This is a genomic window from Vibrio sp. SCSIO 43136 (assembly GCF_023716565.1).
In the GTDB taxonomy this organism is placed as follows: Bacteria; Pseudomonadota; Gammaproteobacteria; order Enterobacterales; family Vibrionaceae; genus Vibrio.
Genome location: NZ_CP071848.1, coordinates 1,040,580 through 1,058,552 on the forward strand (window position 1 = coordinate 1,040,580; position 17,973 = coordinate 1,058,552).

General features: G+C 46.2%; 14 protein-coding genes. 4 read left to right on the forward strand and 10 right to left on the reverse strand.

Annotated features, from left to right (window positions below; all coding sequences use genetic code 11):
* The first annotated feature begins 259 nt into the window (after positions 1-259).
* Together J4N39_RS04975 and J4N39_RS04980 are read left to right on the forward strand one after the other, a co-directional pair.
* Positions 260-1,210, forward strand: a complete 951-nt coding sequence (locus tag J4N39_RS04975) for a cytochrome-c peroxidase (RefSeq protein WP_252022560.1) — start codon at positions 260-262, stop codon at positions 1,208-1,210.
* Positions 1,197-3,167: an ATP-binding protein gene (locus J4N39_RS04980; protein WP_252022563.1), complete on the forward strand. Its 1,971-nt coding sequence runs from the start codon at positions 1,197-1,199 to the stop codon at positions 3,165-3,167. Before J4N39_RS04975 ends, J4N39_RS04980 begins: the two co-directional genes overlap by 14 nt.
* A gap of 6 nt (positions 3,168-3,173) precedes the next feature.
* On the opposite strand, the gene J4N39_RS04985 is transcribed toward J4N39_RS04980, so the two are convergent.
* The 6 genes from J4N39_RS04985 to J4N39_RS05010 form a co-directional block, all read right to left on the reverse strand.
* Positions 3,174-4,109 carry an ABC transporter substrate-binding protein gene (locus tag J4N39_RS04985; protein WP_252022567.1) on the reverse strand — a complete coding sequence of 312 codons (936 nt, stop codon included), beginning with the start codon at positions 4,107-4,109 and terminating at the stop codon, positions 3,174-3,176.
* Positions 4,110-4,345: 236 nt separating this feature from the next.
* On the reverse strand, positions 4,346-5,305 hold the full coding sequence (locus tag J4N39_RS04990) for a sensor domain-containing diguanylate cyclase (protein ID WP_252022570.1): 960 nt from the start codon (positions 5,303-5,305) through the stop codon (positions 4,346-4,348).
* Between the two features lie 63 nt (positions 5,306-5,368).
* Positions 5,369-6,277: an amino acid ABC transporter permease gene (locus tag J4N39_RS04995; RefSeq protein WP_252022572.1), complete on the reverse strand. Its 909-nt coding sequence runs from the start codon at positions 6,275-6,277 to the stop codon at positions 5,369-5,371.
* 40 nt (positions 6,278-6,317) lie between these two features.
* The gene (locus J4N39_RS05000) at positions 6,318-7,127 is read right to left on the reverse strand and encodes a transporter substrate-binding domain-containing protein (protein ID WP_252022574.1); all 810 of its coding nucleotides are present in this window, start codon (positions 7,125-7,127) and stop codon (positions 6,318-6,320) included.
* Between the two features lie 16 nt (positions 7,128-7,143).
* Positions 7,144-7,941: an amino acid ABC transporter permease gene (locus tag J4N39_RS05005; RefSeq protein WP_252022576.1), complete on the reverse strand. Its 798-nt coding sequence runs from the start codon at positions 7,939-7,941 to the stop codon at positions 7,144-7,146.
* On the reverse strand, positions 7,941-8,663 hold the full coding sequence (locus J4N39_RS05010; RefSeq protein ID WP_252022578.1) for an amino acid ABC transporter ATP-binding protein: 723 nt from the start codon (positions 8,661-8,663) through the stop codon (positions 7,941-7,943). The genes J4N39_RS05005 and J4N39_RS05010 overlap by 1 nt, the downstream gene beginning before the upstream one ends.
* A 225-nt stretch (positions 8,664-8,888) precedes the next feature.
* Here J4N39_RS05010 and J4N39_RS05015 point away from each other — a divergent pair, with 225 nt between their 5' ends.
* Positions 8,889-9,848 (forward strand): TAXI family TRAP transporter solute-binding subunit, encoded by a 960-nt coding sequence (locus J4N39_RS05015; RefSeq protein WP_252022579.1) that lies wholly within the window; start codon positions 8,889-8,891, stop codon positions 9,846-9,848.
* 20 nt (positions 9,849-9,868) lie between these two features.
* Here the strand turns inward: J4N39_RS05015 and J4N39_RS05020 are convergent, their stop codons facing one another.
* From J4N39_RS05020 to imuA, 3 genes are read right to left on the reverse strand one after another with little or no spacing between them, the layout of a single operon-like run.
* Positions 9,869-12,940, reverse strand: coding sequence for an error-prone DNA polymerase (locus J4N39_RS05020; protein ID WP_252022580.1), 3,072 nt, complete (start codon positions 12,938-12,940; stop codon positions 9,869-9,871).
* Positions 12,941-12,948: 8 nt separating this feature from the next.
* On the reverse strand, positions 12,949-14,355 hold the full coding sequence (locus tag J4N39_RS05025) for a Y-family DNA polymerase (protein ID WP_252022581.1): 1,407 nt from the start codon (positions 14,353-14,355) through the stop codon (positions 12,949-12,951).
* A gap of 1 nt (position 14,356) precedes the next feature.
* On the reverse strand, positions 14,357-15,034 hold the full coding sequence (imuA, locus tag J4N39_RS05030) for a translesion DNA synthesis-associated protein ImuA (RefSeq protein WP_252022583.1): 678 nt from the start codon (positions 15,032-15,034) through the stop codon (positions 14,357-14,359).
* 235 nt (positions 15,035-15,269) lie between these two features.
* Between imuA and J4N39_RS05035 the strand changes: the two genes are divergently transcribed.
* Positions 15,270-16,901, forward strand: coding sequence for a methyl-accepting chemotaxis protein (locus tag J4N39_RS05035; RefSeq protein WP_252022586.1), 1,632 nt, complete (start codon positions 15,270-15,272; stop codon positions 16,899-16,901).
* A gap of 47 nt (positions 16,902-16,948) precedes the next feature.
* Here the strand turns inward: J4N39_RS05035 and J4N39_RS05040 are convergent, their stop codons facing one another.
* Entirely contained in the window at positions 16,949-17,929 is a 981-nt protein-coding gene (locus J4N39_RS05040; RefSeq protein WP_252022589.1) for a chemotaxis protein CheV, read from the reverse strand.
* Positions 17,930-17,973 lie beyond the last annotated feature (44 nt).

The following is a 17,973-nucleotide window of genomic DNA, read 5'->3' on the forward strand; positions in this document are numbered from 1 at the left end:
CGAAGAAAAAAAGCATTATTCAAACCAAATAAACGTTTGATTTTTCGTCAATGCAATTCAAAAGCGAGTTGTTTGCTCAATTTTTAGCAGGGCTATGGCGTTTAAATTGGTTAGTACACTAAATAAGTTGAGTGGTGGTTGTTGAAAACTACTTAGATGTCGAAATAAATGTAGAAAGATTTTATTGTTGTTTTGAGCTTGAGAGTTAAATAAACCACTGCTAAACCTTTCATATAAACTAAGTTTTTAGTGAGGAAGAATGAAGCATTGCTTAGTAGGGTTACTCGCCGCTTTGCTGGTATTCCCTGCGGTCGCCAAGTACGCCATCGTGTTGCCTATCAACCCAGTTGATGAGGTAGAGTTGGATCGTGCGCGACTTGGCTGGATGCTTTTTAATGACCCAAAATTGTCTTCCGATGGCACTATTAGTTGTAATTCTTGTCATTTGTTGAGCACCAGTGGTGCAGATCCTCGTCCAGTATCTTTCGGTGTTGAAGGCAGGGCAGGGACACGAAATAGCCCGACAGTGTTCAATGTGAAATCAAATTATCGATTTTTCTGGGACGGGCGCGCTAAGACGCTATCTGAGCAAATCGAAGGCCCAATCCATCATCCCGATGAAATGAATTCGAGCTGGGATGAAATTGTGAAGTACGTCACATCTCACCCTGTGTACCCCCAATTGTTCAATGAGTTAGGTATCAGCGATATCCAAAATGAAGACGTCAAGCAGACCCTAAATTACTTTGTTGGCACGCTTGCAACTCCCAATGCACCTTTTGACCTGTATTTGAATGGAGATGATACGGCGATCAGTGACTCGGCCAAAAGAGGATGGCAGGCTTTTCAAAGTTTGGGTTGTGTCTATTGCCACCAAGGTGAAAACATTGGTGGGCAGCTAATGCAGCGCATTGGTTATTACGGAGATTATGAAGCTAACAATGTGGATACTGGGCGCCATAATGTGACCCAGCGAGAGTCCGACCGATTGGTATTTCGAGTGCCTAGTCTAAGAAACGTAGCATTAACTGCCCCATATTTTCATGATGGTGGCGTTGCCACTCTAGATGAAGCTATAACTATCATGGCGCAGTTGCAGTTAGGTATCGAGATTCAGCCAGAGATGCGCAAAGACTTGATTGCGTTTCTTGATAGCTTAACCGCACCACCCCCACCAGTTTTGGAGGCGATAACTAATGATTCGCCGTAATTGGAAAGTGCTAGTGGCAGTGGTTTTGATTTGTATCCAATTAGGGTACTTAGCTTACTTGCATCATCAATACGATCATGTGCGTGGTGTTGCCGCTCAATACAGTGCTTTGGGGCACGATGTGTTGAACCTAAGAGATAAAGTGTTGGCGTTTCACCGAGGGCTAGACACACCAGCCTATGTTTTGAGTACAGAGTTGGTTGAGTTAGAAAAGCAAGTCGAACGTTTACATGAGCTCATTGGTTGGCGACCACAGCATACCTGGTTAGGTTTGCCAACTATGGAGGTGGAAGCTTTTACCCAGGTATTTGATCAAGATGTCAGTAATGTACTGGTCATTTTGGAAGATATGATCCGTTACCACACGGCGATGGATTACTCGCAGACGGCAATTAGCCGAATCACTTTGCTTGAAATTGGTCAAGAGAATAACCAACACCGTACGGATATTAATTCTCTAGTAGATATCATGACTCAAAAACTCTCTAGTCGACTTCAATCGGACAACAAGGTTTTGAGTGGATTCTTACTAGAGTACAACAACCTCAATTACGATTTAAAAGTGCTCACTCAGCAGATGCTGGGTGATAAAACACATTTTGTCGAAGACAATGAACATCAGTGGAATCATACCCTAGAAGAAATTAACTTTTTCAGTGATATGGTCACCATTGCCGTGTTAGTAGAGCTTTGTGCGTTGTTGCTTATTGTTATGTATATCAAGTTGAAAGACACACGGGTGACGAATCAGGCCCTGTCGGAATTGGTGGCGAAAACTGAGCAGGCGAATCAAGCGAAATCGATGTTTTTGGCGACCATGAGCCACGAATTGAGAACACCAATGAATGGTGTGTTGGGTGTGGCTCAGTTATTAGAGGCCGAGGTAAAAGAAGAATCTCACAAACATAAAGTGGGCATCATCCTAGAGTCCGGTAACCACCTGATTGAGATACTGAATGACATCCTCGATTTTTCTAAGGTGGAACAAGGAAAATTAAGCCTAGAAGATAAACTATTTACGATTACTGACCTGACCGACCCTATCATGTCCACCTACATGACTATCGCCATGGAAAAAGAGTTGGCGCTGACGTTTGATAATCGAATTGACCCCAATTTATATATGAGTGCGGATGTTTCGAGAATTCGCCAAATTATTTTTAACTTGGTTGGCAATGCAATCAAGTTTACCCACCAGGGATTTGTAGAGCTCAGTGTTGAGCTGGATACTGCTCAAATTACCCCCCGCCTTATTATCCAAGTTAAGGACAGTGGTGTTGGGGTGCCTGAAGACCGTAAGCGAGCGATTTTTCATCCTTTCGAGCAAGCAGATCTTTCTACGACGAGAAATTTTGGTGGCACTGGGCTGGGGCTGGCAATAGTGAGGAAGCTTAGTCAGGCAATGAATGGCGATGTCAGCTTAAAAAGTGTTGAAGGTGTGGGGAGCGAATTTACCTGTGTTGTAGACGTTAAAGTACTTTCAGAACAAGAAGCTAAAGAAGCCAATGCCAGCCGTTGCGATGAGGTCGGGGTTGGATCGCTTAGTGTCCTTATCGTTGAAGATAACCGAGTAAATGCCTACGTTGCGGTGAAGTTCTGTGAGAACTTAGGCCATGTTGCCAGTGTTAGTGAATCGGGTATGGACGCTTTAGAAAAGCTTAAGAACAATACTTTTGATTTGATCTTAATGGACAATCATATGCCGGGAATGAACGGCATCGAAACGACTCGCGTTATCAGGCAAACTCTCAAAATAAATACCTTGATATTTGCCTGTACCGCAGATGCATTTCAGCAGCCTCATGATGACTTTATGCGAGCAGGGGCAAACTATATTTTGACCAAACCGCTTAAGCAGGAAAAATTCCAAGAGGCGATTTCATTGTTTAGTGACGATCTACGTGCATCCAATCAATCAGCATCAGTCGAGATGGCTAAAACTGGTAGCGATAGTTAGTACGCCCTAATACCCCCAATTTACCAGCTGTTGATTCAGCTTTTCGATGCTATTTAGCATGCTAGGGCTTGGCAGCGTTTGAGTGTAGGGTAGGGTAACTATATGCTGCCTTTTTATTGCGTCTGTTTCTGATAACTTGGGATCTGTCATTAGCTCCTTGAGTACTGCGTCGGTAGGTCCGTGCTGATATGTCGCTAGTACGATTACATCAGGATTAAGCTGAGCAACACTGAGATTAGAAATCACGCTCCAACGGTTATCAAAGCCATCAGCGGCATTGTCTCCTCCTGCTAGACGGACCATGAGATCCGCACCACCGCAGCAGCTCGCTACTTTTAAATCGACACTTTTTGCATCAAGAACCAGTACTCTTGGTTGGGTGCGGAGTTTTGGCAATGCGTCTAGTCGCTTCATGCCTTGTAATTCCAATTTTTCGGCACGATCGGTGACCGCAAAACGGTCTGCCACAGCTTTAATATCTTTCCAAATATCTTTAGCTGTAAGTGTCATTGGTGGCTTAACTGTCGCTGTCGGATTCACCAAGGTTGCAACGCCTTTACAGTGCCACCATGCTGCATTTCCGAGCTCAGTGGGAGTGAATGCACTTGGGTGACCAGCGTAAATGAAGTCAGGCTTGGCGTTAAAAATTTGCTCGCGACTTGGCATCTGCTGCGAAAGGTAAGTTATGTTTTGTGCTTGACGCATGAACTCCGCTGGCAGGTCATTTTCACGCAGGGCGTATGCCATGATTTGATCTTCAAGACCTAGGCGCAACATATTCTCTAGCGCCACTTGATGAACAGTGATGACTTTAGGCAAGTATGCTTTATTGTCAGCATTGGACTTGCTAACTCGGCTAAGGCAAGTATTCGCATTGATAGACAGGCTCATTAGGCAAAAAGCACTGATAAAGGTCAATAATAGGGCTTTGATTGGTTTCATTCGGTCGGTAATGCTTTGCTGTGTTCACTCTATCAACATAAGCGGCGATCACTTATGTGCCAATTATCGTAGAGAACTAAGCCTATCTTGGTCTGAAAGACACATTAGGTGAGAGATCAATCTGAGGATCAACAGTTCCATCGCAATTTACAGCAGTTAATACCATTAATCTCAACAATGGTATTATGTAAAATTTATGCGCATTCTACATAAATGATCCATGGGTTTCAAATAGCTTATGAAAATAAGTGGATGCTGCCTCGCTGAAGTTTTTTTGCATCAAATAATGCAGAATCAGCGAGGTTAATGTAGCGCTCGATCGAGACAACTTCACTGGTGTGATGACACACTTTTATGCCAATAGTCACGGTTAATGTCGAGCAGACTTTAGACTCTGCGTTGGGAATTTGCAGCGCCCGAATCGCTTTGGCAAGCTCATTGGCTTGCTCAACAATGCGAGTTTCGTCCACATTGCGCATGAAGACTAAAAACTCATCCCCACCATAGCGAAAAGCGATGCCACTATTCTTGCACCATAAACGAATTTGTTCTGAGACGGCTCTTAACGCTTGGTCACCTTGAAGGTGCCCATAACAGTCATTGAGTAGCTTGAAGTGGTCGATATCTATCATAAAAAATGCCCCATCTTGTTGGCTGTGATGGGTCGCATGGATAGCGGGCGGAAGCAGACTCTCTAACGCATAGCGATTATGAAGCTGAGTGAGGTGGTCGGTATACGTCAGGTGTTCTAACTCAGCTTGGTGCTCTTCAAGCCTCATTAGTGCCCGTTTGTACTCTGAAATATTTCTAACCGCCCATAACACCAATTGCTGCTCTTGAAGTGGAATGAGCAACGAACTGAAATATTGGACCTCTTTCGGACCATCTTCGTTTTGAAAAGCGGGAAGTGCCTTAGGGTCAAGGTCGTACTCTAACTCGGTGTAACGGTTTTCATCTAACACTTGATTGATGACTTCGATAAACCACTTAGCTTTGTCCGCTGGCAGTACGTCATATTGATGCAGGCCGATAATGCACGAAGGGTCATGGTGACGCTTTAGATCGGTTCCGCCCCAAGCTTCCACATAATATCCCTCCCGATTGAGCAAAAACGTCGGCTCAGGCATAGATTCAAAGATTTTGTGGATTAACTCAGGGTTAGTCACTAATGCTTTTTCTAGCAAAGAGTGAGACATACAGCGCCTTACATTTTCAAAGTCCTACTAAAAATATAGACGAATGTAAGTCAGCTAGGGGTGCTAAGTGTGTCTGTTGGCGCGATTTTCTAAGCGAGCAAACAATCTTGATAGTCCAAAGCAGAGTATAAAGTAGCTAAAGCCAACTAATAACCAGATTTCAAAGATCAATCCAGACGAGTTCGCTATCTCTGTACCGACAAATGTCAGCTCTTGGATAGAGATAAGCGCAACGATAGAAGAGTCTTTTACCAGTGAAATCGCTTGTCCCGCCAGTGCTGGTGTAACTGCGGTCAGAACTTGTGGTGCAATCACGTCCCGGTATTTATAGAACGGCGAAAGCCCTAGAGCTTGTGATGCTTCCCACTGGCCTTGAGGAATGCTAGCAAGGCCGGCGCGTACCACTTCGGCCACATAAGCTGATGAAAGTAAGCCTATACATAAAACGCCAGAGAGTAAGTTTTCCCATAAGCGAGCAGGACCAAACAGGAAGTGCTGTAGGGAAGAGACCTCTCCATTGTGCTCTCGCAGCAGGGTTTCTAACCCAAGCAAAGGAATGAGCTGATTGGAGATAAAAAAGTAAAAGATAAAAACAAACACCAAGGGTGGAATGTTTCTCACCAATTGCACAAAGGCGTTTGCAGGGATCTTAACCACTGATACATTGGAAAACCTTGCCACACCTAATAGGGTACCGACGATGGTTGCGAGTACCAGTCCCCAGACACTGAGGCGCAGTGTTGAAACGATGCCTTCAAAAAAATAGGGCATCCCGCCATCACTTCTTGGCGTGAATATCAGTGAAAACGCACTTGACCAATCCCAGTGGTACTGTACGCCAACGCCTAGCCTTGAATAGATCCAGACAAACGCACCAATGAGTATGGTGAGCAATAAGTAATCTAAACGGTTTAAGCGAGGTATAACTGATGCTGGGGCTTTGGTGATGCTTGGTTTCACTCGGGTTCTCATTCCTTAAAATACGGCCGCAGCTAGGCTGCGGCGCACACAGTTATTGTCCTGTTGCCACTTGGTCTTGCCAATCTAACGTTGCGAACCAGTATTCGTAACGCTCAGAGAGCCAACCATCTTCGGTGCGAGCTTGGATCCACTGGTCGAAGAACGCTTTTTTGTCTGCTTCATCTAAGCGTACTGCAAAGGCTTCATTACCTTTAGATAGACGTTCATTGAACGGGATAAACAGCGCATCTGAGTGTTTGATGGCTTCGTGTTCAGGTTTAGGGCTAGAAGCAATCACCGCATGAGCATTGCCATTTAACACTTCTTGGAAGGCTTGCGCATCATCATCAAATTGCAGCACTTTCGCTTTCGGGAAGGTTTCACGGGCGACCTGCACGGTAAACGCACCACGGCGGGCGGCAATTTTTACTCGGCGAGAGTTAAAATCACTGAGTTGGCTAAAATCTCCAGCGAGAGACTTGCTCGCAGCTACCTGAACGCCAGAATGCGAATATGGTGTGGTGAAGAGCACGCTCTTAGCACGCTCTTCTGTGATGGACATACCACCGATGATGACATCAAATTTTTTGGCTAAAAGGGCGGGAATAATGCCATCCCAAGCGGTAGGGACAAACTCAACTTTCCAGCCAGAGTCTTGAGCAAGACGTTTGGCGACATCAATTTCAAACCCGATAAGATCGCCTTGCTTGTTACGCATCGCCCACGGGACGAAAGTCGACATGCCTACACGCAAGGTACTGCGGTCGTTGATTTTATCGAGATTGGGAGTATCACTTGCCATAGTTGGTAAGGCAATAGCCAAACCCAGTAGAGCGGTGATGGCTCGTTTGAATAGCTTCATGCTGTTGTGCTCCTTGTTATTGAGTGCGCCATTGGGCACCAAGTTTATGTTCCATCCATGCAGCGAGTGCCGACAGGGAGAGAGTCAGCAATAGATAGATACCTGCTACTGTGAACCAGATTTCAAAAGGCATCGCTGTCTCTGAGACGATATTGCGACCTTCTGTGGTTAAATCAAATATCGCCATAACACTGACAATAGAAGAGTTTTTAATTAAAGACACCACTTCGTTAGTTAATGGCGGCAGTGTACGCTGCAACATCTGCGGCAATATGACGTCTTTGTATGTGTCAAAAGGTGACAAGCCGAGTGAGCGAGCCGCTTCAAACTGGCCTACTGGAATACTTTTTAACCCAGCACGAAACACTTCGGCGGTGTATGCGCCTTGAAACAGTGCTAATGCCAATACTGCGGTAGAAAATCTATCCAGTCCAATGATGGGGCCGAAGATAAAGTAAAGCAGGTAGATTTGTACCAGTAGTGGTGTGTTTCGTATGACTTCAACATAAGTTGCTGCAATCGCTCGTCCAACGATAGAGTTTGAAAGCTTAAGCAGCGCAGTGCCTAGGCCGAAAATAAGTGTCAGGATTAGACTCAAACCCGAGAGTTTAAGCGTTACGACAAGCCCTTCGATCAACTCGGCAGGCCACCACTGCCCATCTTCGTAAAAAGCAATGTAGTCCCAGACTCGCTCCCACTGCCAGCGGTATTGCATTGCCTCAGCCCCAGCATCAAGGAGCCAAGCAATACCTAATAGCAGTACAATAATTTGGGCAATCGCAGATAGGGCAGGTTTGAATACACGCAACAGCATCAGTGGCTCAATATTTGTTCAAGGAAATTTCTGGTGCGAGGGTGCTGCGGGTCACTGAATAAGGTCGCAGGTGTACCTGACTCAACGATCTTACCTTCATCCATAAAGATCACTTTATCAGCCACTTGCTTGGCAAACCCCATTTCGTGAGTAACACACATCATGGTCATGCCTTCTTTGGCAAGTTCGATCATGACGTCAAGCACTTCACTGATCATTTCAGGGTCAAGTGCAGATGTTGGCTCATCAAACAGCAAGATTTGTGGCTGCATACATAGAGAGCGAGCGATAGCCACTCGTTGCTGCTGGCCGCCAGACAAGGCTGACGGGTACTTATTTGCTTGCTCAGCAATTTTGACTCGTTCTAGGAACTCTAGCGCTTGCTTAGTTGCTTCTTGCTTTGACAGCTTTAGCGTACGCATTGGAGCAAGTGTGAGGTTCTCTAACACAGTTAGGTGAGGAAATAGGTGGAAGTGCTGGAATACCATGCCGACAGCTCCTGGGGTCTGTGCTCGGCTTCCCGCTGGGTGACCTAATACATCCAGTTGCCCGGAGCTAAAAGTTTCTAATCCATTGACACAACGAATTAATGTCGACTTACCCGAGCCTGACGGCCCACAGACAACGACAATTTCCCCTGACTTTACTGAAAGGTCGATTTGATGGAGTGCTTGGAATTGTCCATACCATTTGTCGACTTGGCGGAACTCAATGACATTCACAATAAGTATTCTAGTGCTGACGTTTATTTGTTTTATCAGACTACCTTAACAATATGTGGCTGGAAATGCATCCTAAGTGACTCAAGGAGTTAAATAAATCCTACTGGGAACCTGATTCGTTAAGATGAGCATTTTGTTATTAGTGGTCGGTTGAGGGGAAATCTGAACTTTTGGGTAAAAAATGAACTATGTTTTATCTTAGGTAAAGCTAGGGATATAGAGACTATGAGTCGAGCGATGGGTTTTGGATGGGCTCTGCTAGCACTGTTAGCGATGCCGATTTATGCCGCTAATCATGCTTCCATTGGTACGGGGGCCGAAAATGGCGTGTATTATCCAGTCGGCCAAGCGTTGTGCCGTACTGTGGTGAAACAGAAAAGCTGGCGTGATAGCCAGTGCCAAGTGCAACTTTCGGACGGTTCGGTATCTAACCTCAACGCATTAAGGGAGGGCAAACTCGATTTTGCTATCGTTCAAGCCGATTGGCAGTTTTTTGCTTATTCTCCAGCGTATCAATTCGGTGATAACTCGCCACTTTCAGGCCTTCGAGCGGTGTTTTCTCTTCACGCTGAACCTTTTACGGTGGTAGCGAGAAAAGATAGTCAAATTACTCACTTTGATCAGTTGGTGGGTAAGCGAGTTAATATTGGTAACCCGGGCTCAGGCCAGCGAGCGACGATGGAAGTGCTAATGAAAGCCATGGGCTGGCAAAGTAGTGATTTTGAAAAAGTCACTGAATTTAGCGCAATTGAACAAACGCAGGCGTTGTGCAGTAATCAAGTGGATGCGGTGGTGTATACCGTAGGGCACCCGAGTCGTGCCATACAAGATATGACGTTAGATTGTGAAACCACCATCGTTGAAGTCAGTGGAAGAGTGATTGATAGCCTGATTGACGATCATACGTTTTACTCTAAAGCGGAGATCCCTGGTGGGATCTATCGTGGCACGCCGAACGATGTAGCAACGTTTGCGGTGCGAGCGACGTTAGTGACCTTAGATACCGTTGACCCTAAGCTGGTTTATGGGCTAGTGAAAGCGGTGTTTTCTGATCTCGATACTTTTAGACGACTCTTACCTGTACTTGCACCACTGAGTGAAATGTCTATGACTCGCCAAGGGATTTTTGTGCCATTTCATCAAGGGGCTCAGCAGTATTTTGAGCAGGTGAAGCTCATCAACTAGGCAAGGTTGGCTTTTGTACATTAATGGAAATCCCTAGACTTGCTTTTAAACTGAGCTAAGTGCTCGGTCATATCGGTAAGCTTACCTGCGATCACGTGGGTAACTTCTCCTTCTCGCTCTAAAATACCGCTAACTTTCAAAATCTTTGCTGTGAGGTAAGCTTGCTTCTGCGCTCTGGCGGTTCCCGCCCAAACGACGACGTTAATGTTTCCGGTGTCATCTTCTAAAGTGAAAAATGTTACCCCCGCTGCCGTGCCGGGTGATTGTTTACCAGTGACAACACCCACCACATGTACCAGTGATTGATGATCAGTGTTGACTAAATCCCGATGGCGGGTAAAACGTCCCAGTTTTCCAGCTTCTTCAAGCAAGGTGATAGGGTGTTTATTGAGTGAAAGCCCAGTGGCGGCGTAATCTTCCGTGAGGGTTTCTAGCTCATCTGGTTGGTGGACAAAGCTTTCATCAGGCTGAGATAAGCCCTTAAACAAGGGCAGATCTTCTAAATTATCCATTAACTGCCAGCGGGCATTGAAACGGTCTCCGGCAAAGCTTTTCAGGGCATCGGCAGAGGCAAGGTGAGCTAAATCTTTATCGCTGATACCGATGTGTCTCAGCTGATGTGCATGTTGGTAACCTGCTTTTGGCCGATGGCTCAAGAGTGCGGCTGCGCCAGCGGCACTCAAGCCTTTGATAAGCCTAAGACCAAGACGAATCACCAAACGTTCTCCTTGGTTGACGAGTAGATGCTCATAGCTAGAGTAGTTAGCACAAACGGGTAATACGGTGACACCGTGACGTCTGGCATCTTGGATAAGCTGCGATGGGCTGTAAAATCCCATCGGCTGACTGTTAAGCAAGGCCACATAAAACGCATGCGGATAATAGTGCTTTAACCATGCAGAGGCATAAGCCAATACAGCAAATGAGGCGGAGTGGCTTTCAGGAAAACCATATTCACCAAAGCCACAGATCTGATCAAATAACCGCTGGGCAAACTCAATCGGATAACCTCGAGCTTGCATACCATCGATAAGCTTGGTTTTAAATTGCATCAGTTGCCCTGTTTTCTTCCACGATGCCATCGCTCGGCGTAGCTGATCCGCTTCGCCGCCAGAGAAACCTGCGGCCACCATAGCAAGTTTGATGACTTGTTCTTGGAAAATAGGCACTCCAAGCGTGCGTTCTAGTACTTCTCGAACTTCTGGCGATGGGTAGCTGATTTGTTCTTTGCCATCACGACGTTTGAGGAAAGGGTGCACCATATCCCCTTGGATCGGCCCGGGGCGGACGATGGCAATTTGGATCACTAGATCGTAGTAGCAGGCCGGTTTTAACCTTGGCAGCATGCTCATTTGTGCACGAGACTCAATTTGGAATACGCCAACGGTATCGGCGTGTTGCAGTCGTTGGTAAACCGCAGGGTCGTCTTGACGGCGAGTGAGTTCGGCAATCGAGAGTTCATGCCCGTGATGGGTTTTAATAAGATCAAAGCATTTGCGTATCGCACTGAGCATGCCAAGCGCTAATACATCAACTTTCATCAAGCCGAGACTTTCCAGATCGTCTTTATCCCACTGAATGACGGTGCGATCTTGCATGGCGGCATTTTCGACTGGCACTAGCTCATACAGCGGGCCGGATGCGATGACAAAGCCACCAACGTGTTGAGATAGGTGGCGAGGAAAACCCATGATCTCATTAACCAAGTGGATAAAGTGCTGGCCCGTTGAGGAGTCAGGGTCCAGTCCAAGCTGCACGATCTGGGCTTGCCAATTTTGGCTACGATCTCGACGATTGGTGTTTTTAATGAAGTAATCCAGTTGCGCTTCAGCAATGCCAAGTGCTTTGCCTACGTCTCGTACGGCACTTTTAAAGCGATAAGAGATCACAGTTGCGGCGAGTGCAGCTCGTTCACGACCATATTTTTGATACAGGTATTGGATCACCTCTTCACGGCGTTCGTGTTCAAAATCCACATCAATATCAGGTGGTTCGTTACGCTCTTTACTGATGAAGCGTTCAAATAGGACTGAGATCTGTCGTGGGTCCACGGAAGTGATTTCCAAGCAGTAGCAGACCACCGAGTTTGCCGCTGAGCCTCGCCCTTGATAGAGAATTTTTTTCCGTTTGGCGAACATAACCAAATCATGGATGGTGAGAAAGTAAAAAGGGTAGTTAAGCTCTTCAATCAGTTGTAGCTCTTTATCTATAGTGCTTTGAATGCTTTGCGGTACACCTTCGGGAAAGCGCAGCTTAGCGCCATGACTCACGAGATGGCGCAAGTAACTCATGGCGCTATAGCCATCGGGTACGAGTTCACTTGGGTACTCGTATTTGAGCTCCTCAAGGCTGAATTGGCAGCGTTCTAAAATGCGCATGCTTTCTGCAAGCCACTGGGGCTCAAACAGTTTACTGAGCTTTTCTTTAGAACGAAGCGTGCGCTCAGTATTGGCTTGGAGTCGTTTGCCCGCTTTGGTGACATTAGTGCCGTGCTTTAATGCGGCTAAAACGTGTTGCAGCGGTAGGCGATTAGCGTTGTGCATCAATACTCCACCACAGGCCGTTATCGGGATGTGGTATTGCTGAGCCAGTTCTCGACAGTGCTTGAGGTAGTGATGTTCATTGGCCGTGAGGTGGCGCTGAATACCAAGCCATAGACGATCTCGAAAGTAGTGGTTGAGCCACTTTGCCCAATGACGATCTTTATCGTTATGTTTGGGCAGCCAGAGCACAAGGCAGTGTTTGACGGACATGAGATCCCACTCGGTGAGTTGGTACTCACCTTTCTCACTACGACGGCGTGCATTGGTGATGACTCGGCAAAGCTCTGCGTAGGCTTGACGATGCGGACAAAGCAAAATGAGCGAGAGTTCATCTTCGAAGTGAAACAAACTACCAATCACTAATTTGATGGCTAAGTTGTGGTCTTTGATAGCGGTATGGGCTCGGACCACGCCTGCCACGGAACACTCATCCGTGATGGCAAGCCCAGCGTACTGCAAAAAGTCCGCTTGGATGGCTAGCTCTTCTGCATGTGATGCACCATGCAGAAAAGAGAAATTACTTTGGCAGAAAAGTTCAGCGTATTGCATGGCGACACCTAGCTAAACAGACCATGCAAGAACCACTGCTGAGCAGGGGTTCGATAGACCCATAACCAGCGGCCAGTATCGGTTCGGGCTATGAAGTAATCTCGGACGACTTGCTCATCATCCCACCACCCAGTCGCAATACGCTCTGGGCCGTGGAGTAGTGTCACTTTTTCTTTCAGTGGTGCAGGGTGGCTGAGTAGTACACTCGGACGCATCGGTAGAGCGGTCACGTTTTCCTGCGGTTTTGAAAGTGGTGAACACACTCGATTGCCTTTTTCTGGGCGAGGGTCGTCAGCCAAGCAGATCCCTTGTACGGCACTATCGCCTAACTTGGCTTGCAATATGGACAGCAGCTCATGTGCATTGATCTCTCCTTGTTGCCCCACAAACATATCTTGGCCTTGGCCACTTTGTGCGATGAGCTGACCAGCTTCAAGTTTGACCACAAGCACAGGGCTAGACAGCTTGACGGACTCAAACTTTAATTCGGCTAACTGCCACCACCGCTTGGCAAGATATTCTCCTTGCGCTGCTTGAATCGTGACGGTGAGCTCTTCACCATCACGCAACCCAAAACTCAGGGTTAGACCTAGTGCTAACATATCTCGGCGCTTGAGATAGTGTTCAAGCTGTTTGAGCAGCTTGAACAGCGGCTTATTTAGGTGTTGTAGATTTTCCAGCTCGTAGAGTAAATCGAGCTGGCGATGAAACACCTGTGGGGGATGGTAGAAATTTACACCCTCATGAAATTGACCCAACAATCGGCCTAAGTAGGTGACCAGTTGGTGATCAAATCGTTTGGCTAATTCAGCCCATGGAAGATCCAAAAGATCCCCGAGACGACGGACCCCGACACGGTTGAGTTTTTCGACCGCTTTGGCTTCTAAGTGCGTATGGTTTATGGCGTAGCGACGCAATTGGTTTTTAAGCTGATTCTCATCGGTGATGAGTTGATCATAGCCATTGCACGCCAGCAGTTCTGCCGCCGTGGAAGAGTAGGCGGTAGCGTAATGAAAGCGACACTGAAAGAGAGTGAGCTGAGACTGTATCACCTGCCAGTAGTTTGGCAGATCAGTGTATAAGGTCAGCATATCACTCACTTTTAGCAATAGGCCATTAGGCTCTTTTAACACGATATCGGAGGTCACCAGATAAAGTTGCTGGGCAATCTCTTTCAAGCGTGTTGATTCAGTTTGAGCCATGTACGGGTAGAGCTTTAAATCTGGACATAATGATGCGGCGGTAGCAATGCCCATACCGATGTTAATTCCTTTGCTGAGAGCCGAGGTGCTGGCTTGGACAATGTGATTATTTTGTCCATCCACTATCAATACCGCTTGCTGATCTTGCTCTGAAGTAGGGCAAAGCGTATCAAGCTGTAAGTAGGGGAAGTAGAGGTATAACCATAGGGCCATATCAACCTCGTTTACGCAGTGGGAAAGGCACCACAGTATTGGGCTGACTTGCCTGAGCAAGGGCAGACCATTGCTCGGTAAAGTCGATGACAAACTTCCCTTGTGGCCAGCCGCCTTTGCGTTTAGTGATCTGGCAGATGAGCCCTTGTGGGTGGGCTTCTAGGCGCATGCTCAACGATACCGGTAATGGAAAGCTGTTGGCCATGGGGCGCTTAAAAATGATCTGACTGCATTGGCCCTGATCACAGGCTAATTGCAGGCGTTTGGCTTGTTGAATGTTGAGTTTTTGCTGCCACAAAATAACGTGAGCACAAGCGCCACTTTTGGCACACTGCTCCGCCGCCCACAAGGCTTCTTTTTCCTGTTTTGGTCGAATGATTAAAATGTTTTCAATATTAAACCCTTGTGCAGAAAAGAACTCTGCGCATAGCTGCCCTGGAGGCGCAATAAACACATTCAAACGTGCGCTGGACGCCTGTTGCAAGTAAGGTTTGAGTAGGCGTAATTCACCAATGCCTGGTTGCGCTTGGATCTCAATCAGACCGACTTTCGGTAAGCCACCATTGAGTTTTTCATCCAGTTCAGGGTAACCACTTGGCAATACATCGGGCTGGCTTTGTTGTTGATTACCTTGCCAAAGCCACTGTTTACGCTGCAAATTTTCGATCAGTTCATGCATATTAATTTACCTGTATGTATATACAGTATAATTTGATTTAAATGAACTGCAAGAAGTTTATCTTTGAGCTGAGCCCAGCAAACAGAGAAACGCTTCTAAAATAACCGACCCTTTAACAGATTTTACTTATTTTTTACCGTCTTATAGATAGTTTGATGTTGATTCATTTGCTAGAATTTTGACCGCTAATCCTTTGATTAATTGAGTAAATACTCAAAAAAAGTGAGAAAATACTATGAATTGGCTCAACAACCTTTCGTTACGCAAGAAATTAGCTCTGCCTGTCCTTGTGATGGTGGCACTATTTTCAACCGTAGCGATTTATCATGTAATACAGTTTGAAAAGCAAACCGACACTACATTGATTTTGAACCAGGAATTGCAGCCCGCCCTTGATTCTATCGATAGTGCATATCGAGATTTATATCAGGTGATTGCATCAACGCAAGGATTAGCGTTATCTGAACCGACCAGCGCCAACATTGCTCATTACCGACAGGAGTTTGAAGATGATGCAAATAAGGCGCTTCCAAAGTTACGTGACATTCAGACCGTAGCGATAAAACTGGGTGTTCAAACCGAACTTACTCAGTTGTTAACCAGCACCCAAGCTTGGGTTGAGAAATATCGAGCTTTCCATGAGCGACCACTGGAGATTGCCTCGACTTACCCTGAGCAACAAAAAACATTAATGGCAGAATTTGCCCAAATCCGCCATCAATTAAAGCAGCTGCGTACGATACTGGAACAGCATCAAGCGATGATGCGAACTTATATTGAAGATACCGCTAAGGTAGCAGAAACCGTATTAGAAGTGGGCAGTATCGCTGCTGTGGTGTTAGGGGCTTGGCTGACTTGGCTTTTATCTGGTTGGCTAGTTGCACCTGTCAATCAAATGCAGAAGATGATGAACAGTATTGCCAATGGTGAAGGTGATCTAACCCAACGTATTGATGTTCTGTCAAAAGATGAGGTAGGGAAACTTGCTATCGAAGTGAACCGTTTTATTGAGATCGTTCAAACCACTGTGAGCCAAATGATCAGTGCGGTTCATAAGCAGCAAGCCACTATGGATACCTTTAATCAATTGACCCACGGTGTAGTAGACAGCGTAATGTCTCAGCAGCAAGAAAGTGAAATGGTTGCTACGGCGATTAACGAAATGCAAGCGAGCAGTGACGGTGTTAGCAATAACGCAAAAGAAGCTGCCCATGCAAGTGAAGAAGCGCACATGCAAGGTGAGCAAGCGAGTAGAGCACTACAAGATACAGTGATGGCGATTGAGCAGTTGGCAAGTCAGATCAACAGCACTGGCGAAGTTATCCACGAGCTTGATAACGATGTGACCAATATAGCCTCTATCTTAGACGTGATCCGTGGTATTGCAGAGCAAACCAACTTGCTGGCACTCAACGCTGCGATTGAAGCCGCGCGTGCAGGTGAGCAAGGTCGAGGTTTTGCAGTGGTTGCCGACGAAGTTCGTGCTTTAGCGGGTAAAACCCAGCAGAGTACTGGGGAAATTCAGGCAATGATTGAGAAGCTACAATCGGGCGCAAATCAGGCTGTGGAAGCGATGCGTTCAAGTCATTCAAGTAGCCAAGATACGATCAACTTGGCTAGCACAGCGAACAATTCAATCGGCTCGATTTTATCTTCCATTGCAGTGATTAATGAGATGAATAGCCACATCGCAACCGCAGCTCATGAGCAGAGTTGTGTCACGGAAGAGATTAACAGCAATATCCAGCAAATTGCTCAGAATGGCCAGCAAATGGTCACAGTAATTGAGGAAGCCGACCAAGCTTCCATTCAAATGGTCACTGAAGCTGAGCAGCTTAATGAGTTGGTTAAGCAATTTAAGGTCTGATCAAAAACACCCGCTATTTAGCGGGTGTTTCGTTTGATGGATTGAAATTATTTAGATCCAAAGATATAGCCATCCATCATGCTCACCATACGGCCAATCTCTGGTTTAGTAATGGTGTCGTTAGCCCCCAATGCAAGGGCTTTGGCCCGGTTGTCATCACTCATTAGCGAGGAGAACATGACAATTGGCATATCGGCAAAATGTTCATTGTCACGTAAGCGCTTTAGCAAGTGCATGCCATCCATACGAGGCATTTCCACATCGCTTACCACGCCATCAACAAACTCGCTGACTGAAACCCCTTCTGCCGTTGCGACTCGCTCAAACTCGGTGAGCTTTTCGAGCGCTTCTCCACCGTCTTTACAGGCAATGATGTTGTAGCCTGCCGAGCGTAGTGTGTTTTCGATTAAGCTGCGAATGAAGGCTGAGTCATCGGCGATCAGTACCGTTCTGGCTTGACGCTTGGCGACCATACGTTGGTTAAGATCAACGCTCTTATCTAGCTCAATGTTGTATTTTTCCATGCTGAGCTCAGGGTTGATATCGGCAATGATTTTTTCAAAATCCAATATCATGATTAGGTTGCCATCTTTACGCACCACAGCAACCACACAATCATTTTCACCCGCTTCCAAAAACTGGCTTGGAGATTCCACATCTTCCCAACTAATGCGATGAATACGACTGATGCTGTCAATCAAAAAGCCGTTAGTCATGCGGTTGAAGTCGGTGACGATTACGAACTTATTCTTTAACTCAGGGCTGGTAGGAACCCCCAACCATCCAGCTAAGTCAACCAAAGGTGTAAGTTTTTCGCGTGAAGAGAATACGCCAACCATATGAGGTTGAGCATTAGGATAATCAGTAGTTTCTGGCACCTGAATGACTTCACGCACCTTAGCCACATTGATTCCGTAGTAGCAGTTCTTGGTGCTGCCATCGGGCATTTGCTTTTTGAGATGAAACTCGATGATCTCAAGTTCGTTAGTGCCACTTTCGGTCAAGATGGTGCTGTTAGAGTCATTCATGTACTACTGTCTTTATTCTGAGTTATTGGTTAAAGATTAGCTGA